Below are 26,162 nucleotides of genomic sequence, written 5' to 3'. Positions count from 1 at the left end.
TGCCCCCGTTGCGCCGCGCCCTTCGGCGCGATGGTCGAGGCGACGAGCCCGTCGGCGCGGGCGTGTCCAGCCCGGACGCGCGGCGTCGCGCTCGGCCTACGCTCGTAGGCATGACCACCGCCGCCGCCCGCACCGCCCTCGACATCGCCGACTGGCGCCGTCGCGTCTTCGCCCTCTACGACGCGGTCCGCGCCGCCGACGACCCCGAGGACGCGCACGAGCTGTGGCGCATCGAGCGCGACGCCCTTTTCGCCGACCACCCGGCGACGCCCCTGCTGCCCGAGCAGCGCGACGGTTTCGTCGGGCTGCCGCTCGCCCCGTACGACGCCGCATGGCGCTTCGAGGTGGAGCTGCTCGACGCCGACGAGGCCTCGTTCGTCGCCACGACCGGAACCGACGGCGAGGTCGGTTTCGAGCGCATCGGACGCGTCGAGCTCCCCGACACCGGCTCGCTCGACGTGTGGCGCCTCACCTCGTACGGCGGCGGACTGTTCGTCCCCGTGCGCGACGGCGCCGCTGGCCGCCCCGGCGGAACCTACGGCGGGGGCCGCTACCTGCTCGACACCATCAAGGGCGCCGATCTGGGTCGGGGTTCGGCGCCCGACTCGCTCGTGATCGACTTCAACTTCGCGTACAACCCCTCGTGCGCGTACGACCCGATGTGGGCGTGCCCGCTCGCGCCGGCGGGCAATGTGCTGCCGGTCGCCGTCCCGGTCGGCGAGCTCTACGGGGTCTGATCGTCCACCCTGCGCCTCGACGCCGGGGCCATCGGCGGGTCGGGCGTCGATCGCCCGCGGCCATCGAGCGGCGGCGGGCGAAACTCCTGAAAGTCGCCGTCCCACCCGGCTGCTCCAGGGAACGGACCCGTCCGTGCGCGCGGAACTCAGGACTCTCGCACGTCTCGTGGGCCCGACCGCATGACGGTGGCCGCCGCGAGGACGCGACGGCCACCGGGACAGTGCAGGTCAGGCGGTCGGCGCGGGGGCGTCCTCGGCCAGCGCGATCACGGGCGCGAGCTCGTCGCGCGTGAGGCGGATCCAGGGTCCGGCCGGATCGATCAGGATGCCGTTGAGCCCGGCATCCACCGCCAGCGCCTTCGCCAATTGCACCTTCGAGATCGGCAACGGCTGGTCGCCGCGTCCGAGCGCCAGCAATTCGAGCGGGTGCGTGAAGACTTCGAGGAACCGCTCCCCCGTCGCCGAACGCGACTCGGCGACGCCGACGGGTCCACCCTCTTCGGTGCGGGCCACGGCGATCCACAGGGGGGCGTCGGCGACGACGGCGTCGACGATCGCGCCAGCGGTGTCGTCGGTACGCGTTTCGCACAGCGCCGTCTTGATCCGCAGCTCCGGGTCGGCCTCGGCCATCATCCGCTCGAGCAGCGCCTTCGGCAGCACCGCCCGCCCATCGGCCGCCGCCGGGTTGAGGACGACCCCGCCGTAGGGGCCGCTCAACACATGGCGCAGAAGGGCCATGATGGGCTGGCCCATCGCCGAGGTGTCCCGGTCGCCGTCGGCTTCGACGCTCGCCCGCAGAGCCATGCCGCCGCTGTAGGCGAGAACCAGCTGCTCGTCACCGTTGTTGGCCACGGCCAGGGGCAGATCCTTGCCTTCTGCGAGCAGCGCGCGGGCATCGCCCTTGACGCGCAAGAAGACGTGTCCCTGCAGCAGTTGTCGCGCGACGTTCAGCAGCTGGGCGGGTTCCGCGGGTCCGCTGATCTCGGCGAGCGCGTTGCCCAGCAGCACGTTGTCGCGCAGACCGGGGACCGTTTCGGGAGCCTCGGGAGCCTCCATCGCGCCCGGCTGACGGGCCGAGGGGCGCGCCGAAGGTCCCGGCGTCGACTCGGCCGCGGGTGTCTCGGGACCGGCGCCGACTCCGCGGAAGGACGACATCGAGATCGAGACGGCCGGGGCCGCCTCGACGGGAGTCTCGACCGCGGCGTCGCTCGGACCGGAGGGGTCGACGGGCTGTTCACCCGGTTCGATCGTGGCGTCGGGCCGCGGGACGGATGCGTCGTCGGAGTCGGAATTCTTTCGGCGCGAGAAGAGAGCCATTGGTCAAGCCTATCCGGGCCGTTCGTGGACGCGACCGCCCTACAGCTTGTTGATGGGCGCGATCTTGACCAGCAGCTTCTTCGGGCCGACCGTGTCGAAGCGCACGTGGGCCACCCGCTTGGCTCCCTCGCCGGTGATGGCGTCGACCCGCCCCTCGCCGAAGTCGTCGTGCCGGATGCGGTCACCGGCAAAGAGCTGCATGTCGCCGTTGTCGCGAACCTTCGCCGGGATGCGGTTGGGGAACTTGCTCGGGTCGGCCGGAGCGCGTGAGGGGAGCGGGACGAGGTCGTCGCCGTAGCGACTGCCGCCGCCCGGCTGGCCGGGACGGCGACCGCGCGCGTTGAGAGCGCGGGATTGCGACCCCCCTCGCCCGTTCACGTCACCGGGCGACTGGCGCCAGTCGATCAGATCGGAGGGGATCTCTTGCAGGAAACGGCTCGGCATGGCCACCGTGACCTCGCCGAACTGCGCCCGGGTCATCGCGAGGGACACGTGCAGACGCTGGCGGGCGCGCGTGATGCCGACGTAGAACAACCGGCGTTCTTCCTGCGGGCCGCCGGGCTCGTTCGCCGAGATGCGGTGCGGCAGCAGGTCTTCTTCGACGCCGGTGAGGAACACGGCGTCGTACTCGAGGCCCTTGGCGGTGTGGAGGGTCATGAGCGACACCGACCCCGACGCGTCGTCGAGGTCGTCGGCGTCCGCCACGAGGGTGACCTCGGTGAGGAAGTCGATGATCGTGCCCTCGGGGTTGTTGCGCGCGAATTCGCGGGTCACGGCGACGAGTTCGTCGAGGTTCTCGAGGCGTGCCTCGTCTTGCGGGTCCTTGCTGGCGCGCAGGGCGTCGAAGTACCCGCTCTTGTTGAGCAGCAGGGTGAGCCCCTCGGTGACCGAGGTGGAGGGGGCGAGCTCGCCGGATGCCGGGAGCATGATCGCCGTGGCTTCGGTGAGCACCGCGTCGAGCTGGTCGATGGCCTTCTGCAGCTTCGGGCCGACACCGATCTGCCCGGAATTGGCCAGGGCGTCGCGGAACGTGATGTCGTGCTCGGCAGCGTAACGGGCGATGGCGGTCTCGGTGACGTCGCCGATGCCGCGCCGGGGGCGGTTGAGGATGCGGCGCAGCGCCATCGAGTCGGCGGGGTTGGCGACCGCGATCAGATAGGCGAGGGCGTCCTTGATCTCGGCGCGCTCGTAGAACTTGGTGCCGCCCATGATCTTGTAGGGCACCGCTGAGCGGATGAAGATCTCTTCGAGCGCGCGCGACTGGGAGTTCGTGCGGTAGAACACCGCCACCCCCGAGTACGGCAGGCCCTTCTTGTGCAGCGCCTCGATCTCGTCGGCGACGAACTGCGCCTCATCGTGCTGGGAGTAGCCGGTGAAGCCGATGATGGGGTCGCCCGCGCCGACGTCCGTCCAGAGCTTCTTTTCTTTGCGATCGAAGTTGTTGGCGATGACGGCGTTGGCCGCCGACAGGATGTTCTGCGTCGAACGGTAGTTCTGCTCGAGCAGCACGACCTTGGCGCCCGGGTAGTCGCGCTCGAACTCGCTGATGTTGCGGATGTCGGCGCCGCGGAAGGCGTAGATCGACTGGTCGGAGTCGCCGACGACGGTGAGGGATGCCGCGTCCTCACCGGCGGGCTCCGCCTCGAAGATCATCATCCCGCCCGACGAGAGGGGTTCGGCGTCGGAGCCCACGGGCCGGGTCAGTTCGTGGATGAGGGCGTACTGCGCGTGGTTGGTGTCCTGGTACTCGTCGACCAGGATGTGCCGGAACCGTGTGCGGTAGCGGTCGGCCACCTGCGGGAAAGCCCGGAAGAGGTAGACGGTCTGCGCGATGAGGTCGTCGAAGTCGAAGGCATTGGCCCGCTGCAGTTCGCGCTGGTAGGAGCCGAAGATCTCGACGAAGACCCGCTCGGCCGGGTCGCTCATGTTCGCGGACCGCGCGTAGGACTCGGCGTCCGCCAGCTCGTTCTTGAGCTTCGAGATCCGGCTCTGGGTGCCGGCCGGGGTGAGGCCGAACGAGTCACCCTCGTGCTCTTTGACGAGCCGCTTGATGAGTGCGCGCGAGTCGCCGGAGTCGTAGATCGTGAACGATTTGGTGAAGCCGAACTGCTCGGCCTCTCGGCGCAGGATGCGCACACACGCGGAGTGGAAGGTCGAGATCCACATCCCGTCGGCCTTCTGCCCGATGAGGTGATGGACGCGCTCACGCATCTCGCCCGCGGCCTTGTTGGTGAAGGTGATCGCGAGGATCTGGCTGGGGTACGCCTCGCGCGTGCGCAGCAGCGAGGCGATGCGACGCGTGAGCACGCTCGTCTTTCCCGACCCCGCTCCGGCGACGATGAGCAGCGCCTGCCCGCGATAGGTGACGGCCTCGCGCTGCGGGCCGTTCAGCCCCTCGAGCAGGTCGGCGTCGGGACGGGATGCCGACGGTGCGGGACCGCCGACGATGAGAGGCGTGGAGGCGTCGGTCATGGCGGGGTCAAGTCTAAGCGGGGCCTCCGACATCGGCCCCGCCGTCGCGGGTCGCGGGCGCATCCCCGGGGCGCCCGCGACGCGCGGCGGATGAACTCAGACCCGGCCCTCGCCCGCCGCCCCCGCCGACAGCAGCGACTGCGCGCGCGCCAGGTGCTCGGCATCCACCGTCACATCCCAGTGCTCGGCCTCGAAACCCTGCACCGACGAGAAATCGCGGCGGCCGCGGGTGAACGCGTGGCCGGCGAAACCGAAGACGGCCCCCCACACCGCACCGAGCACGAGACCCCACAACAGCAGCGCGATCCACGTTCCGAAGGGGGCGAGCAGGCCGAACAGCAGCCCGATCAGCAGGCCGAACCACGCGCCGGACGCGGCTCCGTAGAGCGCCGCACGACCGCGCGTGAGTCGACCGGTGACCTGCTCGACGATGCGGACGTCGTGACCGACGATGGCGGTGTGCTCGACCGGGAAGCCCGCGTCGGACAGGCGGTCGACGGCGGCCTGCGCCCCCGTGTAGTCGGTGAAACTCGAGAGCACGCGGCGCTCCGGCGTGGCACGGGTGACATCAGACATGGTGGGTTCCTTCCCTCGATACCCCCACGCTAGACCGGTCGTCCGCGGCGGACAGGGCGCTTGCGCCCCGCGGGAACGCCCGTTAGCCGCGGGACGGATGCCGTGGGCACAGGCCCGTGCGTCGAGGCCGGCCGGGGTCAGTGCGCGCCGCGGGCGTACACCCGATCGGGCGCGGCCAGCAGCAGGCCCACGACGATGGCGGCCACGCCGACGACCGCCGTCGCCGCGACGATCTCGACCGGGAACGCGCCGTCGCGCACGCCGGTCAGGCGCGCGAGGTCCCACGGCAGGATGCCGATCTGCTCGTTCCACGACCGCACGGCATCGCGCGCACCCATGAGTGCGATGGTGGCGGCGGGCAGGGCGTACCCGATGCCCATTCCGGCCAGGGCGACCCCCGCGGCGCGTCGGCGACCGAGCTGCGCCGACAGGGACCACCCCGCGGCGACGAAGACCCATGCGACGAGGGCGAAGGCGATCATCAGATACAGCACGCGCAGCGCCGGCAGGGCCCAGAGATCGGGCCAGATCCCCTCCGGTCCCGACAGAGCCACGGCGACCAGGGCGACGACGCAGCGCAGCACCAGGGCTCCGCCGACCGCGGCGATGATCGGCCACGGGGACCGCCGCCCCAGCAGCAGCCGGACGGCGACCGCGAACAGCAGCCATCCCGCGATCGCCACCGCCACACCCCACAGGCCGTCACGCGGGGTCTGCACGACGCGCGTGGCCACGAGCAGTCCCCCCGGCACGACGATCATCAGCCAGCGGTCCAGCGGCAGCACCCCGAGGGTCGACTCGCGCGCCCGCCACGGACGGGTCGAGGCGATCCACGTGGCGCGGGCGGCGGCCGCCCCGGGGCGGCGCACCAGACTCGTGCGCGCGGCGAGCATGCCGATCACGAGCCAGGCGACGCCGAGCAGCAGCAGGAGACGCGAGAGCCATCCGGTGGTGGCGTCGACCGACGCGGGCACGCGCGTGAACGGATCCACCAGCACGGCGACGACGGCGCCGAAGGCCAGCAGGATGCCGCAGATGCCGAGCGCCACGATGCCTCGCCGCTCGGTGGTCGCCATGTGCCCACGTTACCGGCCGCAACCTGGGGGTCTGCCGGTGGTCCTCCCGGCCGCGTCCGCCCCCACGCCCGGCCGCCGCCGCGGCGGCCCGCCGCCCGGCCGCCGCCGCTACCGCCGCCGCCCCGCCCGCCGCCGCGACGGCTACGCACAACCCCGCACCCACCATCCTGAATTGTGTAACAATCCATCCATGCTTCCCGCCCTCGCGATCCTCGCCGCGGCGCTGTGCTTCTCGACCACCGGCACCGCCCAGGCCCTCGCGGGCGTCGATGCCTCCCCCGTGGCGGTCGGGGCCGCACGCATCGTCGTGGGCGGCGGCATCCTGGGCCTTCTCGCCCTCGCTCAGCGACGCCCCACCGTCCGCACACCCCGGACCGGGGCGGCGACGGGAATGCTCATCGCCGTCGGCGCCGTCGGGGTGCTGGCCTATCAGCCGCTGTTCTTCCTCGGCACCCGCGAGAACGGTGTCGCGATCGGGACGGTCGTCGCCCTGGGCTCAGCCCCCATCTCGACGGGGATCGTGGATGCCGTTCGCCTGCGCCGCATCCCGCCACCGCGGTGGATGCTCGCCACCGCCATCGCGCTGGCCGGCGTCGTCCTCGTCTCGGGCGTCACCGGGGGCGCCGTCGCCCTCGCCCCGAGCGGGCTGCTCGCGTCGGCCGGGGCGGGGATGTCGTACGCCCTGTATACGGTGTGCGGCAAGGCGCTGATCGAGAGGGGGTGGAGCTCCACGAGGGTCATGGGAGCCGTGTTCGGCGTCGCCGCGGCAGCGAGCCTGCCCGTCCTGCTCGTCGCCGGAACGTCGTGGCTGCTCACCCCGAGCGGGATCGCCCTCGCCCTCTGGCTGGGCGTGATCACGACAGCGGTGGCCTATCTGCTGTTCGGCTGGGGTCTGGCGAGACTGAGCGCGGTGACGGTGTCCACGCTCACGCTCGCCGAGCCCCTGGCCGCGACCCTGCTCGGGCTGTTCGTCCTGCGGGAGCAGCTGTCCCTGGTGAGCGGCGTCGGCCTCGCCCTCATCGCGGCGGGTCTCGCCGTGGTCTCCGTTCCCGCACGGCGGCGTGAGGAGGTGCGGGATGCCGCGACCCCCGCGTGACGCGCCGAGTCGACGCGGCGGGCTGCCCCCCGGTCCCCGCGCGGCGGACGTGCTGTCCGACCTGGTGCGCGCGCAGATCCTCTCGGGCGAGCTCGCCCCCGGCACTCCACTGCGAGAGGAGGAGCTGAGTGCGACGCACTCGGTCTCACGCCACACCGCGCGCACGGCCCTGGCCACCCTCACCGCCGAACGCCTCGCCAGGGCGGAGCCCTATCGCGGCGTGCGCGTCGCACTGCTCGACGACGACGAGCTGATCGCCCTGCAGCAGCTACGGTGCGCCCTCGAGACCGAAGCGCTGCGGATCGTGCGCGATCGCGGCATCCATCCCCCCGACCTCGATGATGCGCTCGATGAACTGACGGCAGCCGAGGCCTCGCAGGACTGGCCGGCCACGCTCGCCGCGCACGCGCGCGTCCACCTCTGCCTCGTGGATGCCGCGGGCAGCCCCCGCCTCGCGGAGGAGTACCGCCGACTGGACGGCGAGATGCACCTGCTGCTCACGCACGTGCGACCCGCGTATGCGCCCGGGGCCTTGTCGCGCGAGCACCGCGCCTACGTCGTCGAGGCTCTCCACGACCCCGAGCGGGCCGTGCGCGCTCACCTCGCGCACTCGACGCGCGCGATCCTGGACGGCCGTCGCGAGGCCCGGCCGGGGTGACGCACGGCGACCGGTTGCGGGGCGTCGGGGTCGGCGGACGTCAGGCCCCGCGCGAACACCGACCCCGCGGCCTGGCCCCACGCCCGCGGGGCTCGGCCTGCCATGCTGGACCGATGACCGCATCCGCTCCCCTCGATGTCTCCGTCGGCAGCGACGGCATCCGTCTCGGATCCTTCCTCAAGTTCGCCGGCGCCCTCGATTCCGGCGGTGACGCGAAAGAGGCGATCATCGACGGCTACGTCACGGTCAACGGCGAGGTCGAGCGCCGCCGCGGACGCCAGCTGCAGGTCGGCGACGTCGTGTCGCTCGAAGGGCGTTCTTTCCGCGTCCAGGCCTGAGCCGCCACGAACGCCGACCGCCCGGCATCCCCCTCACGGGGACGACCGGGCGGTCGGGTGAGCGACGGTCAGTGCTCGTCGTAGTGGTCCGCGTGCAGCGCGTGGCGGTGCCCGTCGTGCACGTAGTCGGCGTGGTCGTCGTGGGTGACCTTCTCGTGCCCGCAGTCGTCGCCGTGGCGGTGCTCGTCGACGGAGTGCTCCGCGTGGGCCTCGTGCTCGTCGTAGTGGTCGCCGTGCAGGGCGTGGTGGTGGGTGCCGTGCACGTAGTCGACGTGGTCGCCGTGCTCGATCTTCGTGTGGCCGCAGTCGTCGCCGTGGGTGTGCTCGTCGACGGAGTGCTCGGCGTGGGTCTCGGTGATGCTCATTCTTCGTTCCCCTGGTCGGTGGGTTCTTGGACGTGGGCGATCGCGTCGAGCACGACGTGCGCGACATGCTGGTCGGCGAGGGAGTAGCGAACCTCTTTGCCCTCGCGTTCCGAGCTGACCAGTCCGGCTGCCCGCAGCGTCCTCAGGTGCTGCGACACCAGAGGTTGCGAGAGCCCGGACCGGTCGACGAGTGCGCTCACCGTGAGCGGTTCGCGGCTCAGCAGCCATACGAGCGCCAGGCGCGACTCGCTGCCGAGTGCCTTGAACAGCTCGGCGGCCTCGTCGAGCCCCGCGATCTTGTCCACGTCTCCGATCCGACCACACGCATAAACGAATTGCAATGCGTCCATGCAATCGGGAACGGTTCTCGTTTCCGTTATCGACCGACGGCGACCGTCACCCCTGCCGCCCCTTGTACCGGGGGTTCTGCTTGTTGATCACGAACACCTTCCCGCGGCGACGCACCACCTGCGCGCCGGGCTGATTCTTGAGCGACTTGATCGATGCGCGAACCTTCATGGCATCCTCCTTGTTGATAACGGTTATCAACAACAAGCTAGAGTGTCCTCGGCTCCCTGACAAACGAGAGGTGGATGCCATGCCCCGCACGATCGCCATCATGGGCGTGTGCGCCCCGGAACGCCGGGCGTACGCCGAGCGCACCGCGATCGCACTCGAGCGCCCCCTGCACCTGCTGCGCTTCGCCGACCTGCGCTCGTCTCACGCTCTGCCCCACCCCCGCCCCCGCGCGGGAGACGACCCCGCCGTGGTCGACCTCGGCTCCGACGTCGACCTCATCCACTCGCTCGGCGCCCGCGGGGGAGCCGAGGTCGACGCGGTGTGCGTCGTCGACGCACGGCACATGATCGGCGACCTGCTCGACGACGCCCCGCTGACCGCATCCGCGCGCGTGGGCGACCCGCGCGGCGACGTCGGCGCCCGCGCCCGTCAAGCCGCCCTCGCCCTCGAGCTGGCCACGCGCGTCGTCTGGATCAATTGGGAGGCGGTGCCCACCGCGGCCCTCGCCGTGCAGATGTCCCTCGCCTCGCACCTCAATCCCGCCGCGATCGTCCGACTGTCCCGCGATCCGGTGAGCGACCTGCGGTCCGAGGCCCGGCACGGGGACGAGATCCTCGAACGCGCCGGGTGGGTGCACGCGCTCAACGGCGGACACGACCCCTACATGCGCGACAACCGCGTCGCAACGCTCCGGTACGACCAGGTGCGCCCCTTCCACGCCGGCCGCCTGTCCACCGCTCTCGATCAGCTCGACGACGGGGCGGCCGGGCGCCTCGTGCGGTCCGCGGGGTTCTGCCGTCTCGCGTCGCGCCCCGGCATCCTCGCCCGCTGGGAGCACGTGGGCTCCGCCATGTGGATCGAACCGATCGGCGCGGACGACGGTCGGATGGGCCTCGGTCAAGAACTGGTCTTCACCGGACTCGACATGTCGGCGCCCCGCCTGGCGCACGTCCTCGACCGCGCGGCCCTCACCGACGATGAGCTCGCCGCCGGGCCCGCGACCTGGGCCACCTTCGACGATCCGCTTCCCGCGTGGCCGGCAACCGAGGCCTCGGTGCAGGATGCCGGCGACTGACGGCATCCTGCACCCCGGCGCCACGACCACCGCGACGATCGAGCGTTCGCGCTCGGGCGGGTCGTGTCAAGCCGGTTCGAGACGGATGCCGCGAGGAGCACCGTGGAGGCATGAGCACTCCTGACATCCCCACCCGCCACTCCGACGACGCCCACGCCGACGCCGCCGCCCCCACCGACGCCGTGACCGACGAGGTGCGTGAGGACGCCGCCGAGACCGAGGAGCACGTCGACCTCGACGACCGCACCGGCGACGCCGCCGACGGCTCCCCCGACGACGTCCCTGCCGACGACCCGGGGTTCCCGGCCGCCGAGGGTCACGCCTGAGCCCTCGCCGGCGGGCACGCACCCGCCGGCGAGTCAGGCGACGCGCGTCCCGGGCGGAAGACGGCGCGCGGGCGTCCGCGTCCGGGCGATGCCCCAGGACATCAGCCCACCCGCCAGTACGACCTGCACGAGCAGCCCGACGAACCAGCTGGGCGCCGTTCCGGCGATCTGATCCTCGGGTGTGACCGAGGACTGCTGCTGCGAGAAAGGGGTGCACCCGTCGTACTCGACGCGCGGCTCCGGCGGGATCTGCGCCGCGCGCACACCGAACGCGATCTGCGAGAACAGGTCGGTCGGCACCCCGTACTCGTCGTCGTACGTGGGCGGGGTCGCGTCGGCCAGGATCACGAAGGGGTTGGCGGCGAGAACCCCCCACACGCGGTCGAAGCGAGGGACCTCGTTGATCCGGCTCGATTCGACGCACCCGATCTCGCCCGGCGACGGGCAGCCGGCGGATCCATCGGACGAGAACGGATCGCAGTTCGCGGGGACGGCCGCGTAGTCGAGCTCGCGCGTCACGAGCTCCTGCGGGGAGCGCAACGCCGCTCCGCCCAGACCGAACACCAGCAGCGTTCCGACCGTCAGAGCGGCCACGATCAGGTACGTGCTCGCCACCGAGAACAGCGGACGGGCGAGGATCGCGCTCAGCCCCACCCCGATCGCCGCGACCACGGCCACCTCGACGACCAGGATGAGCAGCGAGCTCAGGATGACCAACGGGTTGAGCGAACCCGCGAGGACGGCGACGAGCAGGAACGGCAGAGCCACGACCAGGAACGCCAGCCCCGAGATCCACGCGGCCAAGAACTTGCCGACCACGATCTCGGCCGTCGTCGCGAGGGTCACCTGTACGGGCGCGAGGGTCGCGGCGTCCCGATCCCCGTTGACGGCACTGCCGCTCAGGGTGGGCGACACCAGGAGCACCAGTAGCAGGACCAGCATGATGACGAGCGAGAAGAACAGCTCGTTGCCGCCCTCCCAGAGCGCGAACGACGCGAACGACAGCGCCAGCAGGCCGATGAGGATGACGGCGAAGACGCCGAGCAGCACGTACCAGGCGACCGAGCGCACGCGCTGGCGCAGTTCGATCCCGACGATCGTGCGCAGGCGGTGGAGGTTCACGGACGGCTCCCGTCATCGCGGTGTTCGGCCGAGGGCGGTGTGGGCGGCGCGGGACGCGCATCGGATCGCAGGTCGAGGAAGGCGTGCTCGAGATCGCCGACGGCCGGAGCGAACTCGACTACGGCGATGCCCGCGCTCATCAGGGCGCGCAGGCCCGCGAGGGCTCCCGCCTCGTCGGCGAACGGCACGAGGACGTCACGACGGTCGATCCCGACCTCGTCGACACCACGGCCGAGCGCCGCGACGATGTCGGCCCGGGCCGCCTCGGTCGAGCGGGTCGCATCGGCGAGCAGGCGGACCCGCCAGGGGCGGACACGGGTGGCCGCTGCGGCCACGCGATCACCGCCCACGGTGCGCCCCTCGAGCAGGAAGACGGCGTCGTCGACCACCTCTTCGAGCTCGGACAGCACGTGGCTCGAGATGAGGATCGTGCGCCCCTCGGCGGCCAGCCGACGCAGCAGCACGCGCAGCGCGATCCGCGCCTGAGGGTCCAGGCCCGAGGCCGGCTCGTCGAGCAGCAGCACCCGCGGGTCGTGCACGAGAGCGCGCGCGAGGGCCAGCCGCTGTTTCTGTCCGCGCGACAGCACGCGCGCGGGCGCACCGGCGAGGGCGCGCAGGTCCACGAGGTCGAGGAGCTCGTCGGCACGCGCACGCGCGGCCTCTCGGGGCAGGTCGTACAACTGCGCGGTCGCGACCAGCACCTCGCGGGAGGTCAGACTCGGCCACGCGCCCAGGGAATCCGGCATCCATCCCAGAAGCCGTCGCACTCCGGCCGGGTCGGCCACCGGGTCGACGCCGCCGATGCGCATCTCACCGGCGTCCGGTCGCAGCAGCGAGGCGAGCATGAGCAACAGCGTCGTCTTGCCCGATCCGTTGGGCCCGACCAGTCCCGTGACGCGTCCCGCAGCGGCGGCGAACGTGACCTGCTGCACCGCGTGGACCGCGCCGAACGACCGTCTGACCCCCGTGACGTCGATACCGGCATCCATGGCCCCACCCTAGGGCGCGGTCCCGACATCGATCGGGAGGCCCCCCGGACGCTCCCCGTCCGCGACGGACGGGATTCCGTGGCCGTCGGGCGATCCGGCACCCGAGGCCGCCCGCGCGTGTCGCGACGCCGTGCCGAGCGGACGGTCGAGGCGGATCCGGTTCAGGATGCCGTCAGCGCCCGCCCCAGCGCGTCACCGGACGCCCAGGCGGTCCGCACCGCCGCGCTGCGCCCCCACGCGTCGCCGCACGCCGACAGCCCGGGCGATCGGAAGAAGGGCTGCCCGGCCGTCTGACCGGGACGGGCGAACGTCCACCGGTGCGCGTGCGTCGCGACCGGGTCGACGTCGATGCGCAGCAATCGCCGCGTCGCGGCGAGCACCGGACCCATGGCCCCCTCGGGATCGTCGAGGTGACGGCGCGCGCGATCCGCCGTCGTGTGCACCACCAGCACGGGGGCACCGTCTCCACGACGATCGCCGTCGTCGGCGATGAACGACACGTCCGCGTCGCCGTCGGTGAAGGCGCCGTGCAGATCGGCATCCCACCTCCGCTCCTCCCAGCGCAGAACGACCGCGATGACCGGCTCCCATCTCTGCTCCCCGCCGGGCGCCGCGGTGGTCAGGCGTCGCGCCTGGGGCGCGGGCATCGCGAGGACCACCTCACCCGCGTCCTCGCCATCGACCCGATACGGCTCCACCCCGTCGACGACCCGCTCCGACACCACATCGAGCCCCTCGGCGAGGTCGAGGGCGAGCGAGCGCAGGCCCAGCGGCGCGGCCCACCGCATCGGACCGGGCTTGGGGCTCTGCCCGCCGTCCGCGTCGATCACCCGGAACGTGTCGGTCCATGCACGGGCCAGCCCGCGCTCCTCCCAGTCCGCGACGACGTGGCCGAACCCCTCGGCTTCGCCGACGACGAAGTACGACGCGCCGAGGTCGACCGGACGCCCGTCGATGGTGCGGCTGGACAGGCGCCCCCCGACACGGCGACCACGGTCGAGCACGCGCACCGCGCCACCGGCATCCTGCACCGCCCGCGCGCACGCGAGGCCCGAAATCCCGCCGCCGACTACCGTCACGTCCACCGTCATGCGGCCATCCTGGCGCGGTCGCGTCGGCACCGGGCCGGGGTTGCGGCCGGGCCGAACTCCTGAGATCCGGCTCGTCCACCGCCGGCGCCCGCCGCGCGAACCGGGCCGAACTCCTGAGATCCGGCTCGTCCACCGCCGGCGCCCGCCGCGCGAACCGGGCCGAACTCCTGAGGAACCCGGCCATCCGGCGCGGGCGGCGGGGGTTGCAGACCGCAGCCGCGAGGTTCTCGGGAGTTTCGCCCTTCCTCGCGCCGCCTGCCGTGCCCCCACCCCGCGACTCAGGAGTTCGGCCCGCCCCCGCGGAAGAACTCGACCCCCAGGTCCGGATGATCGACGAACACCCCGTCCACTCCCGCCGCGCGCAGCACCGCCCACTCCCCCCGGTAGTCGCCGCGGGCGGCATCGCCGCCGAGGCCCCGGAACTCCGGCAGCAGAAAGGCGTTCTCGGGCCGGCACGTCCACGTGAACACCCGCAGCCCGCGATCCTGCGCCTCTCGCACGACCGGCGCCGGACCGCGCGCTCGCCCGCGCCCGTCCGCGTCGAGGATCAGCGCCTTGTCGAGGCTCACCCCCTCGACCGCGCCGGCGAGCGCGTCCAACCCCGCGGGCGTCCGCATCGACGCGTACGACGCCGCCTCGCCGCCGTCCCTCGCGCGCAGGTCCCACGGGGCACCCTCGGCCTCGACGAGCTGCACGAGAGGACAACGGATGCCGCCCTCTCGCAGCCGCGCCAGCACCAGCGGTTCGAAGGACTCGATGACGAGGGTGTCCGCGGCATCCGCCCAGCCCGCCTCGTCCAGCTCGGCGCGCACGAGCTCCGCCATGTCGAATCCGCTCCGTGCGAAGAACGCGGCGTGCTTGATCTCGAGGACGACCCCGACGCCCCCCTCGCGGGCGAGGTCGAGCACCTCGCGCAGCCGCAGCACGGGCTCCGCGTCGTCATGGCCGGCACTGTCGGGACGGAGCGCCGGGATGCGCTCGCGGCACCGGAGCGTCCGCAGCTCGGCCCAGGTGAAGTCCTCGGCGAACCATCCGGTCAGCATCCGGCCGTCGACGGTCTTCGCCGTCCGGCGCGCAGCGAACTCCGGTCGGTCCGCGACGTCGGTGGTCGCCCCGATCTCGTTCTCGTGCCGCACCACCAGCACGCCGTCCTTCGCGGGCACGACATCGGGTTCGACGGCATCCACCCCCGCCCGGACGGCGCGCTGATACGAGATGCGCGAGTGCTCCGGGAGGTATCCCGGAGCACCGCGATGACCGATGATGAGGGGCACCGCGACACGGTATCGACAACGGGTGAAATCGAGGTGCGCTCAAAGCGGAATCCCAGTCAGCACAGGGACTCCCGCGCCCCTCTCGGCTAGTGTTGTCTGACAGCACGGTGCTGTGATCACCATCTTTGGAGTGTGAGTTCCCGTGGCCCTCAACAACCCGGCATTCAACAACCCGGCGTTCCAGGACCCTCGAGCCGGTGGCGCTCAGACGCGCTACAGCCCGCCCCCGGCCGTCGACCCCGCCGCCGCAGCGACCATCGAAGGCGCCTACGCCGCCCCCTCAGCGAGCGCCGTTGACACCGGCCGCATGACCGTCGAAGACACGGTCATGAAGACCCTGGCCCTGTTCGGCATCCTCGTCGTCACCGCCGTCGTGGGCTGGATCTGGTCGATGGCCGGCGTCAGCGTCGCCAACCCCAACCCGAGCGCCGCCCCCATGATCGTCGGTGGCCTCGTCGGCTTCGTGCTGGCGATGGTGGCGACGTTCAAGAAGAAGCCCTCCGTCCCTGTCTTCATCGCCTACGCCGCGTTCGAGGGTCTGTTCGTCGGTGGGATCTCGGCCTTCTTCGAGTTCATCTTCCCCGGCATCGTCCTGCAGGCGACGCTGGGCACCCTGTCCGTCGTCGGGGTGACGCTCGCCCTGTTCGCGAGCGGCAAGATCCGTGCGTCGGCCCGCGCCACCAAGATCTTCATGATCGCGATGGTCGGCTACCTCGTGTTCAGCCTCGTGAACCTCGGCCTCATGCTGTTCAACGTCCCGATCGCCGGTGGCGCGTTCGGCCTGCGCAGCAGCGTCGACATCTTCGGCATCCCGCTCGGTGTCATCATCGGCGTCTTCGTCGTCATCTTGGCGGCCTACTCGCTGGTGCTCGACTTCGACCAGATCCAGCGCGGTGTCCGCAACGGCGCCGCCCGGGTCTACGGCTGGGTCGGTGCCTTCGGCATCATGGTCACCGTCGTGTGGCTGTACGTCGAGATCCTGCGTCTCATCGCGATCGTGCGCGGCAACAACTGACGTCGCGTTCCGCACGAAGGGCCGTCCCGTTCGGGGCGGCCCTTCGTCGTTGCGCCCGGCGCGGCCGGCGCCCCGCGCGGCGCACCGCCCCGCCCCGGCCGCACGGCGCGGCACTGGCGCGCACGCCCCACACGCTCCGCACGCCCCGCACGCTCCGCACGCTCCGTTGAGTGTCCAAGACACGCCGTCGCTGCACGACATGCCGCGGCGTGTCTTGGACACTCAACGCCCCCGGCCCCCGCGCGACGCCTCCCGCCCCCGCGCAACGCCCCCGGCCCGCGCGCAACGCCCCCGGCCCCCGCGCGACGCCCCTGCGCCCCCGGCCCCCGCGCAACGCCTCCCCGCCCCCGCGCAACGCCCCCCGCCCCCGCGCGACTTCCCGGCCGCCGCGCGACCCCAGCACCGCGGCCGCCGCAAGGGGTGCCACGCGCGTCGGCGCCGCCGCTAGCCTCGCGCCATGAGTCCCGCCAAGACCCCGCCCGAGATCCTCGACATCGGCGGTCACGAGGTACGCGTGACCAGCCCCGACCGCGTCGTCTTCGCCGAGCCGGGTCTGACCAAACTCGACCTCGTGCGGTACTATCTCGCCGTCGCCGAGGGAGCCCTGCGCGGGGCCGGCGGGCGCCCCATGGTGCTCAAGCGGTTCTCGAAGGGCCTCGACCAGGAGCCGTTCTTCCAGAAGCGCGTGCCCGAGAACCACCCGGCCTTCATCGACACGGCGACCCTGCGCTACGCCTCGGGCACGTCCGCCGAAGAAGCGGTGATCCGGGATGCCGCGGGCCTGGCGTGGGTCGTCAACCTCGGCTGTCTCGACCTCAACCCGCACCCCGTCCGCGCCGAGGATCTGGACCACCCCGACGAGCTGCGGGTCGACCTCGACCCCATGCCGGGCGTCGATTGGGCGCAGATCGTGGACGTGGCCTTCATCGCGCGCGACGTGCTCGAGGATCACGGTCTCGTCGGCTGGCCGAAGACGTCGGGCTCGCGGGGCCTGCACATCCTCGTGCGCATCCGTCCCGAGTGGGACTACGCCGACGTACGCCTCGCCGCCGAGACCCTCGCGCGAGAGGTCGAGGACCGAGCGCCGGGGCTCGCGACGGCCCGGTGGTGGAAGGAGGAGCGCGGCGAGAGCGTCTTCGTCGACTTCAACCAGAACGCGAAGGACCGCACGGTCGCCTCGGCCTACTCGATCCGCCCCCTCCCCGACGCCCGCGTGTCGACGCCGCTCACCTGGGACGAGGTACGCAGCCGCCGCCCCGAGGAGTTCACCGTCCTCACCGTACCCGAGCGGTTCCGCGCGATCGGCGACCCGCACGCCGACATCGACACCGCCGCCGGGTCGCTCGACGCCCTGCTCGCGCTGGCCGAGCGCCTGGGCCCCGCCGAGAAGCCGCCGCGCGGGTCCGACGGTTCCGGTCGCCGCGCGTCGACCATGCCGCTGATCGAGATCGCGCGGACCAAGACCAAGCCCGAGGCGTTGGACGCCCTCGCGACCTGGAAGCAACGGCATCCCGCTGCGACGGAGCAGCTGCACCCCGCCGACGTCCTCGTCGACGGCATGCGCGGATCGAGTTCGCTCTGGTACCGCGTGCGTGTGAACCTGCAGCACATCCCGGATGCCGAACGCCCCACGCAAGAGGAATTGATCGCCGACTACGACCCCTGGGCCGGCCGCTCCCCGGCGTGATCGTCCGAGAGCGAGCTGACGCCCCACCGGCACGGGGCCGGGAGGCTCTCCGCTGAGAGCGTGGGACCGCGCCTCCGGCTCAGCGTCGGCGCGGGCGCTGCAGCACCCCGCGGACGACGTCTGCCAATGTCCGCATCGCACGATCCGGGGTGAGGGCGAGCGCGGCATTCCGTGCTTCTTCGGCGAGCTTCTCGCGCAGCGCCTCATCGGTCAGCACGTCCCGCAGCGCCGCGACGAGCGCGTCCTCGTCGCCGTCCGGAACGAGGATGCCGCCCCCCGACGCCAGCATGTCGCGGGGGCCGTAGCGGATGTCCCACGCCACGACCGGCGTTCCCTGCGCGAGCGCTTCGGCGAGCGCCAGGCCCTGCCCCTCGAAGGCCGAGGTCGTGAGGTACACCGCGGCGCGGTCGAGAACCGCCCCGGGGTCGTTCGTCAGTCCCCGCAGCGCGACCGCTCCCTCGAGACCGAGCGCGGCGACGAGAGCGTCGAGCGCCTCGCGCTGCGCCCCGGCTCCCCACAGTTCGAGCCGCGCGGACGGTACCTCGGCGCGCACACGGCCGAAGGCGCGGATGGCGCGATCGAGCCTCTTTCCGGGGGCCAGCCGGCCCACCGCGACGACCAGCCCGAGTTCGCGCGCCGCGACGGGTGCCACGGCATCCGGGACCGCGACCGCGTGCGGGGCGACGACGTCGTTCGCGGCGCGACCGAAACGCGCGCGCACGTCCTCGCGCTGGTGCGCGGTCGGCCAGAGGATCGCATCGAACCGGTCAGAGAGGGCGAACCACCGGGTCCACAGGGCGTTGAGCGGAGCGTCCGCGGTGTAGGGCGCGTCGAGGTGGATCGTGTGGATCGTGTGGAGGATCCGCGTGTCGCCGTCGCCCCACCCCACGATCAGCTCGCCGAGCTGTCGCGACTCGCAGACCACGACGACCGGACGGTCGCACCGGGCGCGTAGCCCCTCGGCCACGTGCGTCAGCCACGCCCGGTAGAGCGCCCCGAAGCCGTCGATCACGCCGACGGTCTCACCCGCGGCATCCCGCACGACGATCGGCGCGGTGGCGAGGTGCCAATCGGGGTCGATCACCACCGGCAGGTCGACCGCACCTCCGGCGACGCGACGGTAGGCGAGCGACGGGTCCGCGTTCCCGGCTCTCGCGGCCGCGCGCACCCACGCCGCGGACCCGCCGTCGGCGTCGACCGCCTCGTCGAAGAGGTTGAGGAAGGTTCCGGATGCCGCCACCCCCCGCTCCTCGAACGTCGCCCGGTGCGCGGCGTGCGCGTCGGCCTCCGCCGGGTCGACGGTCAGCAGCAGCGCTTCGGCGCCGGCTGCGCACATCTGTCGCGCGCGGGCGAGCGTCGAGAGGGTGTAGCCACCATCGAGGTCGGGGACGAGCCGGCTCGACAGGACGAGGTACCACGCGTCGGGGAAGTCGGCCGAAGTCACGCCCCCATCCTCCCCCACCCGCTCGTCCCTGCCCCGTCGCCCCCGCGCCGAGGCCGCACCCCGCGCCGCCCCGCGCCGCCCCGCCGCCTCCGCTCCCCCGCGCCGCCTCCGCTCCCCCGCACCGCCCCCGCGCCGCCCTCTCCCCCGCGCCGCCTCCGCTCCCCCGCACCTTTCCGCCGCCCCACCCCACCCGCGCGACAAATACCCGCGGGGGAACAGCGACGGCGCCGCCGCCCCCGCGCCGAAGCCGCGCCGCACCCCGCGCCACCCCGCGCCGCCCCGCGCCACCCCCGCACCGCCCCCGCGCCACCCCCGCGCCCCCGCGCCGCCTCCGCTCCCCCGCACCTTTCCGCCGCCCCACCCCACCCGCGCGACAAAAACCCGCGGGGGAACAGCGACGGCGCCGCCGCCCCGCGCCGAAGCCGCCCCCGCACCCCCGCGCCGCCCCGCGCCACCCCGCGCCGCCCCGCGCCACCCCCGCGCCACCCCGCGGCCCGCGCGACAAGACGACGGCGCCGCCGTCCGAGGAAGGACGGCGGCGCCGGTCGTGCGAGGGGTCAGCCGAGGCTCACTCCCACTCGATCGTCCCCGGGGGCTTCGACGTCACGTCGAGCACCACGCGGTTGACGTCCTTCACCTCGTTGGTAATGCGGTTCGAGATCTTCGACAGCACGTCGTAGGGCAGGCGCGTCCAGTCCGCGGTCATGGCGTCCTCAGACGAGACCGGGCGCAGCACGATGGGGTGGCCGTAGGTGCGGCCGTCCCCCTGCACGCCGACCGAACGCACGTCGGCCAGAAGGACCACAGGGCACTGCCAGATCTCGTCGTCCAAGCCGGCCTTGGTCAGCTCGGCCCGGGCGATGGCGTCGGCCTCGCGCAGGATCTCGAGGCGGTCAGCGGTGACCTCGCCCACGATACGGATGCCAAGGCCCGGCCCCGGAAAGGGCTGACGCCCGACGATGGCCTCAGGCAGACCGAGCTCCCGGCCGATGGCGCGCACCTCGTCCTTGAAGAGGGTGCGCAGCGGCTCGACGAGCTCGAACTGCAGGTCTTCGGGCAGGCCGCCGACGTTGTGGTGGCTCTTGATGTTGGCCGTTCCCGCACCGCCGCCGGACTCCACGACGTCCGGGTACAGCGTGCCCTGGACGAGGAAACGCACCTGCTCGCCCTCGGCCGCGGCCTCGGCGACCAGGTCGGCCTGCACCTGCTCGAACGCGCGGATGAACTCGCGGCCGATGATCTTGCGCTTCTGCTCGGGGTCGCTGACGCCGGCGAGGGCGTGCAAGAAGGTCTCACGCGCGTCGACGGTGATCAGCTTCACGCCGGTCGAGGCGACGTAGTCGTTCTCGACCTGCTCGCGCTCGCCCTGACGCAGCAGACCGTGATCGACGAAGACGGCGACGAGCTGGTCTCCGACGGCCTCGTGGACGAGGGCGGTCGACACCGCGGAGTCGACACCCCCGGACAGCGCAGAGATGACGCGGCCGGTGCCGACCTGCTGGCGGATGCGCTCGACCTGCTCGGCGATGACGTTGCCGCTGTTCCAGTCGGCAGGCAGGCCCGCGGCCTTGTGGAGGAAGTTCTCGAGGACGTTCTGCCCGTGGTCGGAGTGCTTGACCTCGGGGTGCCACTGCACGCCGTACATGCGGCGCGTGTCGTTGGCGAAGGCGGCGACGGGGGTGTGCGCGGTCCGCGCGAGCACGTCGAAACCCTCGGGAGCGCGCGACACCTGGTCGCCGTGGCTCATCCAGACGTTCTGCGCGGCCGGCTGCCCCTGCAGCAGCGTGCCCTCGGTGACCACCGTGGCATCCGTCGCCCCGTACTCGCGGAGTCCCGTGTTGGCCACTTCTCCGCCCAGGGCCTTGGCCATGACCTGGAAGCCGTAGCAGATGCCGAGCGTGGGCACATCGAGGTCGAAGACCCCGGCGTCCAGGCTCGGCGCACCCTCTTCGTACACCGACGAGGGGCCACCCGAGAGGATGATCCCGACCGGGTTCTTCGCGGCGATCTCGCGCGCCGACGCGGTGTGCGGCACGATCTCGCTGTACACGCCCGCTTCGCGAACGCGGCGGGCGATCAGCTGCGCGTACTGGGCGCCGAAGTCGACGACGAGGACGGGGCGCTGGGACGTTTCGGTCTGTTCGGTCACCGGTTGCCTTCCGAGGCGGGGACGGGAGCCGAGGCCTGAGCGGCCTCTCGCTCGGCGAGGTAGGCGCGCACGCCGCGGGCGGTGCGCACCTCGAGGAAGAAGGAGAGGAAGGGAACCACGCCACCGAGGGCGAGGAACACGAACCGACGGAACGGCCACCGCATGAGGCTCCACACGCGAAAGCACGAGATCAGGTAGACGACGTAGAACCAACCGTGCGCCACGAGGATGGCGAGTGAGACGTTCACCCCGTCACCGGTGGAGAGGATCTCGCAGCCGTTGCCGCCGGGGACGAACAACGAGAACCACTGGCAGTCGGGGCCGGGCACGGCATCCGCGAACCACAGGAAGCCCCCCGATCCGCCCAGGAACAGCTCCACGTGCAGGGGCGTGTACTTGAGGATCATCTCGGCGACCAGGAGCAGAAGGCCGACGCCGGTGATGATCGAGCAGATCTGGTAGAACTTCAGGGCTCCGCGGATCGCCGGGAACGAGGCGAGCTTGGGGGCGCGGGGCATGGATGCCAGTCTACCCGCGGGATTCCGGGGCACCCGTCGCACTGCTCGACGCAGAGATTTCGGCGAGCGCCTCGGCCTGCTCGTCCTCGAGATCCTCGACCTCTTTCTCCCACGCGTCGCGCGCGAGGCGGTACCAGAGGTAGAGCGCGAAGCCGGCGAAGATCGCCCATTCGGCCGCGTAGAAGATGTTGAGCCAATTCACGCGAGAGCGCTCATCGGGCGCGGGCGAGACGATGTCGTCGAGAGGACCGATGGCCATCTGCGATGCGACGTACTGCCGGTAGACGTTCAGCTCGGCGGTGTCGTGCCACCGGCCGAGCAGCATGGGCGGCGACATGCGGGTGATCGTCAGGGGGTCGGCGCCCGACGGGGGCACCGAGGGTCCTTCGTCGGAGATGAGCCGGCCCGTGACCTGGACCAGGGCGGTGGGGTCGGCCGCGACCTGTCGCTCGAGGGCGTCCACGGCCGCGTCGGCGGCCTCGAGCGACGCCGTCCACCCGGTCGCGACCGCGATCGAGGTGGGGGCCGTCGTTCCGGCGATGCGCAACTGACCGGTGACCCAGTACCCCTCGACGTCGTCGTTGAACCGCGAGGACACGACGATGAAGTCGGATGCCACCCACGTTCCGCTCACCTCGACGCGTTGACCGACCAGCGGCTCGGGCAGGTAGTCGCCCGGCTGCACGACCTGGTCGAGCGGCTGGACCACCTCGGTCAGACCGGGCTCGGGGGGCGAGGTGTCGACGGCACGTCCGAGCTGCCACTGCCCCAACCACGCGAGGACGCCCGCGACGACGAGCGAGAAGGCCAGCAGCGCGATCCAGCGCGGCCGCAGCATGACCTCGCGCAGCGTCGGCGGGAAGACCTGCGGGGGAAGCGGTTCGGTCGCGGGGGCGGATGTCATGCGGTGTCCGGGATCACTGCCCGTAGGGGGCGACGACGACCTCGACGCGCTGGAACTCCTTGAGGTCGGAGTAGCCGGTCGTGGCCATCGACTTCTTGAGCGCGCCGATGAGGTTGGCGGTGCCGTCGGCGACGGGGGCGGGACCGTAGAGGATCTGCTCGAGCGGGCCGACGCGGTCCACCGCGACGCGGCGACCGCGGGGCAGCTTGGCGTGGTGCGCTTCGGGACCCCAGTGGAAACCGCGCCCGGGCGCGTCGGTGGCCCGTGCCAACGCGACGCCGAGCATGACGGCGTCGGCGCCCATGGCGAGGGCCTTGACGATGTCGCCCGAGGTGCCGACGCCACCGTCGGCGATGACGTGCACGTACCGACCGCCCGACTCGTCGAGGTAGTCGCGGCGGGCGCCGGCGACGTCGGCGACCGCGGTGGCCATCGGCGCGTGCAGCCCCAGGGTGGCGCGCGTGGTGGATGCGGCTCCCCCGCCGAAGCCGACGAGCACGCCGGCGGCACCGGTGCGCATGAGGTGCAGCGCCGCGGTGTAGGTGGCTGCGCCGCCGACGATCACGGGGACGTCCAGGTCGTAGATGAACTTCTTGAGGTTGAGCGGCTCGGCGACGCTCGAGACGTGCTCGGCGGACACCGTGGTGCCGCGGATGACGAAGAGGTCGACGCCCGCGGCGACGACGGTCTCGTAGAGGTCGTGCGTGCGCTGCGGGGTCAGTGCGCCGGCCACGGTCACGCCGGCCGCGCGGACCTCGGCGAGGCGGTCGCGCACGAGTTCGGGCTTGATGGGCTCGGAGTACAGCTGCTGCATACGACGCGTGGCGTCGGCCTCGGGCAGCGTCGCGATCTCGGCCAGCAGCGGCTCGGGGTCGTCGTACCGCGTCCACAGCCCCTCGAGGTCGAGCACGCCGAGGCCGCCGAGACGGCCCAGCTCGATCGCCGTGCGAGGGCTGACCACGGAATCCATCGGGGCACCGAGAACCGGGATCTCGAACGGGAAGGCGTCGATCGTCCACGCGGTCGAGACGTCTTCGGGGTTGCGCGTGCGCCGCGACGGCACGACGGCGATGTCGTCGAAGGTGTACGCGCGGCGGGCGCGCTTGGCTCGGCCCAGATCGATCTCCATGGTCACCCGACCAGCCTACCCGCGCCCCTCGACATCACCGGCGGGTCGCGCACCGCCCGCGGGCGAGGTGGGCGCGTCCGCCCCGCGGAGCACCCGGGTGAGCAGCCCGTCGAACGCGAAGACCAGGAATCCCACCGATCCCAGCAGCGGGCTCGACAGCATCGCCGCAGCGCTCAGGATCACCGCGCTCAGACCCGCCCGCCCCAGCCGCCGCGCATCCTCCGGGGTGAGATCGGCGATCGCGCCCGAGCGCACCGCCCACGCCCATTGCAGCCAGCCGAGGACGATCGCAAGGAAGAAGTTGACCGGCAGCAGCACGCGCCCCAGCAGCAGGTCGCTGTGGACGGTGTCCAGCGACGAGGTGAACGGCACGAGTACGACGAGCAGCAGCCGCAGGTTGTTGATCCACATCCCGGCCGCGTCGATGCGCACGATCCACTCGAACTGCCGCACGTGGGTCATCCACATGACGCACAGGATGAGGAAGCTGATGACGAACGAGAACAGCGGATGCGCCAGCGAGAGCAGCCCGCGCAGAAGCTCCTCGTCCGTGGTCGGGGAACCCAGGGACTGGTCGGTCAAGCCGAGCACCAGCAGGGTCGCCGCAATGGCGAACACGCCGTCCGTGAAGGCCTCGGTCCGACGCGCCGACAACGACGCCTGGGGGTGTCGGCGCGGGCGGAACATGCGCACAGCGTAGCCCGGGGCGGTCGCGCCGGGGACCGGCATCCGCGAACACCGGAGGGCCGGGCCTGCGGGCCCGACCCTCCGCGAGAAGGCCTACTTCTTGTAGTTGGGCGCCTCGACGACGATCTGCACGTCGTGCGGGTGCGACTCCTTCAGACCCGCCGAGGTGATGCGGACGAACCGCCCCTTGGCCTTGAGCTCCTCGACCGTGCGGGCACCGACGTAGAACATGGACTGCCGCAGACCACCGATGAGCTGATATGCCACCGCCGCCACCGGTCCGCGGTAGGGCACCTGCCCCTCGATCCCCTCGGGGATGAGCTTGTCGTCGCTGGGCACATCGGCCTGGAAGTAGCGGTCCTTCGAGTACGACGTCTTCTTGCCGCGCGTCTGCAGCGCTCCGAGCGAACCCATGCCGCGGTACTGCTTGAACTGCTTGCCCCCCTGGAAAACGATCTCGCCCGGGGACTCGTCGGTCCCGGCGAGCAGGGAGCCCAGCATGACCGTGTCCGCGCCCGCGACGAGCGCCTTGGCGATGTCGCCCGAGTACTGCAGACCGCCGTCGGCGATCACCGGCACCCCGGCCGGGACGGCGGCCAGCGAGGCCTCGTAGATGGCGGTGACCTGCGGCACGCCGACTCCCGCCACCACGCGCGTGGTGCAGATCGAGCCCGGTCCGACGCCGACCTTGACCGCGTCCACGCCCGCCTCGATCAGCGCCTGGGCGCCCTCGCGGGTCGCGACGTTGCCGCCGATGACGTCGATGTGGTCGAACGAGGCGTCGGCCTTGAGGCGGCGCACGATGTCGATCACACCGGCGGACTGTCCGTTCGCGGTGTCGACGACGAGGACGTCGACGCCCGCGTCGCGCAGGGCCTCGGCACGCTGCCAGGCGTCGCCGAAGAAGCCGATCGCCGCACCCACACGCAGACGACCCTGGTCGTCCTTGGTGGCGAGGGGGTACTTCTCGCTCTTGTCGAAGTCCTTGATGGTGATGAGACCGGCCAGCTTGCCCTCGTCGTCCACCAGCGGCAGCTTCTCGACGCGGTGCTTGGCGAAGGTCGCGATGACGTCGTTGGCGTGGATGCCGACGTGGCCGGTGATCAGGCCGTCCTTGGTCATGACGTCCTTGACCTTGGTGGTCTGACGCTCGAAACCCGAGACGAAGCGCATGTCGCGGTTGGTGATGATGCCGACCAGGATGCCGTCGGGATCGACGACCGGCAGGCCCGAGATACGGTACTGCGCGCACATCGCGTCGACCTCGGCCACCGTGGCATCCGGGTTCGTGGTGATGGGGTTGGAGACCATACCCGACTCGCTGCGCTTGACCTGGTCGACGATGCCGGCCTGGTCCTCGATCGAGAGGTTGCGGTGCACGATGCCGATGCCGCCCTGGCGCGCGATCGCGATCGCCATCCGGGCCTCGGTGACGGTGTCCATCGCGCTCGACAGCAGCGGCGTCGCCACGGTGATGCGGCGGGTCAGGCGCGACGACGTGTCGGCCTCGCTGGGGATGACGTCGGTGTGGCCGGGCAGCAGCAACACGTCGTCGTAGGTCAGTCCGATGAAACCGAAGGGGTCGTGCTGCTCCATGG

The 26,162-nt window shown here is 72.0% G+C and carries 26 protein-coding genes; 8 read left to right on the top strand and 18 right to left on the bottom strand.

Annotated features, from left to right (window positions below):
• The first annotated feature begins 110 nt into the window (after positions 1 to 110).
• Positions 111 to 737 (top strand): DUF1684 domain-containing protein, encoded by a 627-nt coding sequence (locus ACIPVB_RS05345; RefSeq protein ID WP_400367481.1) that lies wholly within the window; start codon positions 111 to 113, stop codon positions 735 to 737.
• A gap of 228 nt (positions 738 to 965) precedes the next feature.
• Here the strand turns inward: ACIPVB_RS05345 and ACIPVB_RS05340 are convergent, their stop codons facing one another.
• The 4 genes from ACIPVB_RS05340 to ACIPVB_RS05325 all read right to left on the bottom strand — a co-directional run bounded on the left by ACIPVB_RS05340 (position 966) and on the right by ACIPVB_RS05325 (position 6,178).
• Positions 966 to 2,054, bottom strand: a complete 1,089-nt coding sequence (locus tag ACIPVB_RS05340; RefSeq protein ID WP_400367480.1) for an SseB family protein — start codon at positions 2,052 to 2,054, stop codon at positions 966 to 968.
• 39 nt (positions 2,055 to 2,093) lie between these two features.
• Complete coding sequence (locus ACIPVB_RS05335) at positions 2,094 to 4,526, bottom strand: ATP-dependent helicase (RefSeq protein WP_400367479.1); 2,433 nt, start codon at positions 4,524 to 4,526, stop codon at positions 2,094 to 2,096.
• 96 nt (positions 4,527 to 4,622) lie between these two features.
• On the bottom strand, positions 4,623 to 5,102 hold the full coding sequence (locus ACIPVB_RS05330; RefSeq protein ID WP_400367478.1) for a general stress protein: 480 nt from the start codon (positions 5,100 to 5,102) through the stop codon (positions 4,623 to 4,625).
• Positions 5,103 to 5,239: 137 nt separating this feature from the next.
• Positions 5,240 to 6,178 (bottom strand): hypothetical protein, encoded by a 939-nt coding sequence (locus ACIPVB_RS05325; protein WP_400367477.1) that lies wholly within the window; start codon positions 6,176 to 6,178, stop codon positions 5,240 to 5,242.
• A 190-nt stretch (positions 6,179 to 6,368) separates the two neighbouring features.
• On the opposite strand from ACIPVB_RS05325, the gene ACIPVB_RS05320 reads away from it, so the two are divergent.
• From ACIPVB_RS05320 to ACIPVB_RS05310, 3 genes are all read left to right on the top strand, one after another.
• Complete coding sequence (locus ACIPVB_RS05320; protein WP_400367476.1) at positions 6,369 to 7,274, top strand: DMT family transporter; 906 nt, start codon at positions 6,369 to 6,371, stop codon at positions 7,272 to 7,274.
• Entirely contained in the window at positions 7,255 to 7,932 is a 678-nt protein-coding gene (locus tag ACIPVB_RS05315; RefSeq protein ID WP_400367475.1) for a GntR family transcriptional regulator, read from the top strand. The genes ACIPVB_RS05320 and ACIPVB_RS05315 overlap by 20 nt, the downstream gene beginning before the upstream one ends.
• Positions 7,933 to 8,045: 113 nt before the next feature.
• Positions 8,046 to 8,270, top strand: a complete 225-nt coding sequence (locus tag ACIPVB_RS05310; protein WP_400367474.1) for an RNA-binding S4 domain-containing protein — start codon at positions 8,046 to 8,048, stop codon at positions 8,268 to 8,270.
• A 68-nt stretch (positions 8,271 to 8,338) separates the two neighbouring features.
• Here ACIPVB_RS05310 and ACIPVB_RS05305 read toward each other — a convergent pair whose 3' ends face one another.
• From ACIPVB_RS05305 to ykgO, 3 genes are all read right to left on the bottom strand, one after another.
• Positions 8,339 to 8,635, bottom strand: a complete 297-nt coding sequence (locus tag ACIPVB_RS05305; protein WP_400367473.1) for a hypothetical protein — start codon at positions 8,633 to 8,635, stop codon at positions 8,339 to 8,341.
• Positions 8,632 to 8,940 (bottom strand): ArsR/SmtB family transcription factor, encoded by a 309-nt coding sequence (locus ACIPVB_RS05300; protein WP_400367472.1) that lies wholly within the window; start codon positions 8,938 to 8,940, stop codon positions 8,632 to 8,634. Before ACIPVB_RS05300 ends, ACIPVB_RS05305 begins: the two co-directional genes overlap by 4 nt.
• Before the next feature lie 91 nt (positions 8,941 to 9,031).
• The gene (ykgO, locus tag ACIPVB_RS05295) at positions 9,032 to 9,154 is read right to left on the bottom strand and encodes a type B 50S ribosomal protein L36 (RefSeq protein WP_400367471.1); all 123 of its coding nucleotides are present in this window, start codon (positions 9,152 to 9,154) and stop codon (positions 9,032 to 9,034) included.
• 79 nt (positions 9,155 to 9,233) lie between these two features.
• Here ykgO and ACIPVB_RS05290 point away from each other — a divergent pair, with 79 nt between their 5' ends.
• Positions 9,234 to 10,229: a GTP-binding protein gene (locus tag ACIPVB_RS05290; RefSeq protein WP_400368188.1), complete on the top strand. Its 996-nt coding sequence runs from the start codon at positions 9,234 to 9,236 to the stop codon at positions 10,227 to 10,229.
• Positions 10,230 to 10,339: 110 nt separating this feature from the next.
• The gene (locus ACIPVB_RS05285; RefSeq protein ID WP_400367470.1) at positions 10,340 to 10,555 is read left to right on the top strand and encodes a hypothetical protein; all 216 of its coding nucleotides are present in this window, start codon (positions 10,340 to 10,342) and stop codon (positions 10,553 to 10,555) included.
• 33 nt (positions 10,556 to 10,588) lie between these two features.
• On the opposite strand, the gene ACIPVB_RS05280 is transcribed toward ACIPVB_RS05285, so the two are convergent.
• The 4 genes from ACIPVB_RS05280 to ACIPVB_RS05265 form a co-directional block, all read right to left on the bottom strand.
• A complete protein-coding gene (locus ACIPVB_RS05280; RefSeq protein WP_400367469.1) occupies positions 10,589 to 11,677 on the bottom strand; it encodes an ABC transporter permease in 1,089 nt (362 codons plus the stop codon).
• On the bottom strand, positions 11,674 to 12,666 hold the full coding sequence (locus ACIPVB_RS05275) for an ABC transporter ATP-binding protein (protein ID WP_400367468.1): 993 nt from the start codon (positions 12,664 to 12,666) through the stop codon (positions 11,674 to 11,676). Before ACIPVB_RS05275 ends, ACIPVB_RS05280 begins: the two co-directional genes overlap by 4 nt.
• A gap of 161 nt (positions 12,667 to 12,827) precedes the next feature.
• Complete coding sequence (locus ACIPVB_RS05270; protein ID WP_400367467.1) at positions 12,828 to 13,757, bottom strand: NAD(P)/FAD-dependent oxidoreductase; 930 nt, start codon at positions 13,755 to 13,757, stop codon at positions 12,828 to 12,830.
• A 278-nt stretch (positions 13,758 to 14,035) separates the two neighbouring features.
• Positions 14,036 to 15,031, bottom strand: a complete 996-nt coding sequence (locus ACIPVB_RS05265) for a glycerophosphodiester phosphodiesterase family protein (protein ID WP_400367466.1) — start codon at positions 15,029 to 15,031, stop codon at positions 14,036 to 14,038.
• Between the two features lie 142 nt (positions 15,032 to 15,173).
• Between ACIPVB_RS05265 and ACIPVB_RS05260 the strand changes: the two genes are divergently transcribed.
• Together ACIPVB_RS05260 and ligD are read left to right on the top strand one after the other, a co-directional pair.
• Positions 15,174 to 16,046, top strand: a complete 873-nt coding sequence (locus ACIPVB_RS05260) for a Bax inhibitor-1/YccA family protein (RefSeq protein ID WP_400367465.1) — start codon at positions 15,174 to 15,176, stop codon at positions 16,044 to 16,046.
• A gap of 457 nt (positions 16,047 to 16,503) precedes the next feature.
• Positions 16,504 to 17,733, top strand: coding sequence for a non-homologous end-joining DNA ligase (gene ligD / locus ACIPVB_RS05255; protein WP_400367464.1), 1,230 nt, complete (start codon positions 16,504 to 16,506; stop codon positions 17,731 to 17,733).
• A gap of 79 nt (positions 17,734 to 17,812) precedes the next feature.
• Here the strand turns inward: ligD and ACIPVB_RS05250 are convergent, their stop codons facing one another.
• The 7 genes from ACIPVB_RS05250 to guaB all read right to left on the bottom strand — a co-directional run bounded on the left by ACIPVB_RS05250 (position 17,813) and on the right by guaB (position 26,160).
• Complete coding sequence (locus tag ACIPVB_RS05250; RefSeq protein WP_400367463.1) at positions 17,813 to 19,177, bottom strand: glycosyltransferase; 1,365 nt, start codon at positions 19,175 to 19,177, stop codon at positions 17,813 to 17,815.
• Between the two features lie 568 nt (positions 19,178 to 19,745).
• Positions 19,746 to 21,326: a glutamine-hydrolyzing GMP synthase gene (guaA, locus tag ACIPVB_RS05245; RefSeq protein WP_400367462.1), complete on the bottom strand. Its 1,581-nt coding sequence runs from the start codon at positions 21,324 to 21,326 to the stop codon at positions 19,746 to 19,748.
• Positions 21,323 to 21,844: a DUF3817 domain-containing protein gene (locus ACIPVB_RS05240; RefSeq protein WP_400367461.1), complete on the bottom strand. Its 522-nt coding sequence runs from the start codon at positions 21,842 to 21,844 to the stop codon at positions 21,323 to 21,325. Before ACIPVB_RS05240 ends, guaA begins: the two co-directional genes overlap by 4 nt.
• Before the next feature lie 10 nt (positions 21,845 to 21,854).
• Positions 21,855 to 22,748 carry an SURF1 family protein gene (locus ACIPVB_RS05235; RefSeq protein WP_400367460.1) on the bottom strand — a complete coding sequence of 298 codons (894 nt, stop codon included), beginning with the start codon at positions 22,746 to 22,748 and terminating at the stop codon, positions 21,855 to 21,857.
• A 13-nt stretch (positions 22,749 to 22,761) separates the two neighbouring features.
• The gene (locus ACIPVB_RS05230; RefSeq protein WP_400368186.1) at positions 22,762 to 23,877 is read right to left on the bottom strand and encodes a GuaB3 family IMP dehydrogenase-related protein; all 1,116 of its coding nucleotides are present in this window, start codon (positions 23,875 to 23,877) and stop codon (positions 22,762 to 22,764) included.
• Between the two features lie 15 nt (positions 23,878 to 23,892).
• The gene (locus ACIPVB_RS05225) at positions 23,893 to 24,564 is read right to left on the bottom strand and encodes a TMEM175 family protein (RefSeq protein WP_400367459.1); all 672 of its coding nucleotides are present in this window, start codon (positions 24,562 to 24,564) and stop codon (positions 23,893 to 23,895) included.
• A gap of 93 nt (positions 24,565 to 24,657) precedes the next feature.
• Complete coding sequence (gene guaB, locus ACIPVB_RS05220; protein ID WP_400367458.1) at positions 24,658 to 26,160, bottom strand: IMP dehydrogenase; 1,503 nt, start codon at positions 26,158 to 26,160, stop codon at positions 24,658 to 24,660.
• Positions 26,161 to 26,162: the final 2 nt, after the last annotated feature.

This window comes from Microbacterium sp. NPDC090007 (genome assembly GCF_044748345.1).
Lineage (GTDB): Bacteria > Actinomycetota > Actinomycetes > Actinomycetales > Microbacteriaceae > Microbacterium.
Note: the sequence above shows the minus strand (reverse complement) of the source record. Positions and strands in the feature narration are given on the sequence as shown.

Coding starts and splice junctions, on each gene's coding strand:
- ACIPVB_RS05345 (WP_400367481.1), top strand. CDS start 111: ATGACCACCGCCGCCGCCCGCACCGCCCTCGACATCGCCGACTGGCGC.
- ACIPVB_RS05340 (WP_400367480.1), bottom strand. CDS start 2,054: ATGGCTCTCTTCTCGCGCCGAAAGAATTCCGACTCCGACGACGCATCC.
- ACIPVB_RS05335 (WP_400367479.1), bottom strand. CDS start 4,526: ATGACCGACGCCTCCACGCCTCTCATCGTCGGCGGTCCCGCACCGTCG.
- ACIPVB_RS05330 (WP_400367478.1), bottom strand. CDS start 5,102: ATGTCTGATGTCACCCGTGCCACGCCGGAGCGCCGCGTGCTCTCGAGT.
- ACIPVB_RS05325 (WP_400367477.1), bottom strand. CDS start 6,178: ATGGCGACCACCGAGCGGCGAGGCATCGTGGCGCTCGGCATCTGCGGC.
- ACIPVB_RS05320 (WP_400367476.1), top strand. CDS start 6,369: ATGCTTCCCGCCCTCGCGATCCTCGCCGCGGCGCTGTGCTTCTCGACC.
- ACIPVB_RS05315 (WP_400367475.1), top strand. CDS start 7,255: ATGCCGCGACCCCCGCGTGACGCGCCGAGTCGACGCGGCGGGCTGCCC.
- ACIPVB_RS05310 (WP_400367474.1), top strand. CDS start 8,046: ATGACCGCATCCGCTCCCCTCGATGTCTCCGTCGGCAGCGACGGCATC.
- ACIPVB_RS05305 (WP_400367473.1), bottom strand. CDS start 8,635: ATGAGCATCACCGAGACCCACGCCGAGCACTCCGTCGACGAGCACACC.
- ykgO (WP_400367471.1), bottom strand. CDS start 9,154: ATGAAGGTTCGCGCATCGATCAAGTCGCTCAAGAATCAGCCCGGCGCG.
- ACIPVB_RS05290 (WP_400368188.1), top strand. CDS start 9,234: ATGCCCCGCACGATCGCCATCATGGGCGTGTGCGCCCCGGAACGCCGG.
- ACIPVB_RS05285 (WP_400367470.1), top strand. CDS start 10,340: ATGAGCACTCCTGACATCCCCACCCGCCACTCCGACGACGCCCACGCC.
- ACIPVB_RS05275 (WP_400367468.1), bottom strand. CDS start 12,666: ATGGATGCCGGTATCGACGTCACGGGGGTCAGACGGTCGTTCGGCGCG.
- ACIPVB_RS05270 (WP_400367467.1), bottom strand. CDS start 13,757: ATGACGGTGGACGTGACGGTAGTCGGCGGCGGGATTTCGGGCCTCGCG.
- ligD (WP_400367464.1), top strand. CDS start 16,504: ATGAGTCCCGCCAAGACCCCGCCCGAGATCCTCGACATCGGCGGTCAC.
- ACIPVB_RS05240 (WP_400367461.1), bottom strand. CDS start 21,844: ATGCCCCGCGCCCCCAAGCTCGCCTCGTTCCCGGCGATCCGCGGAGCC.
- ACIPVB_RS05235 (WP_400367460.1), bottom strand. CDS start 22,748: ATGACATCCGCCCCCGCGACCGAACCGCTTCCCCCGCAGGTCTTCCCG.
- ACIPVB_RS05230 (WP_400368186.1), bottom strand. CDS start 23,877: ATGGAGATCGATCTGGGCCGAGCCAAGCGCGCCCGCCGCGCGTACACC.
- ACIPVB_RS05225 (WP_400367459.1), bottom strand. CDS start 24,564: ATGTTCCGCCCGCGCCGACACCCCCAGGCGTCGTTGTCGGCGCGTCGG.
- guaB (WP_400367458.1), bottom strand. CDS start 26,160: ATGGAGCAGCACGACCCCTTCGGTTTCATCGGACTGACCTACGACGAC.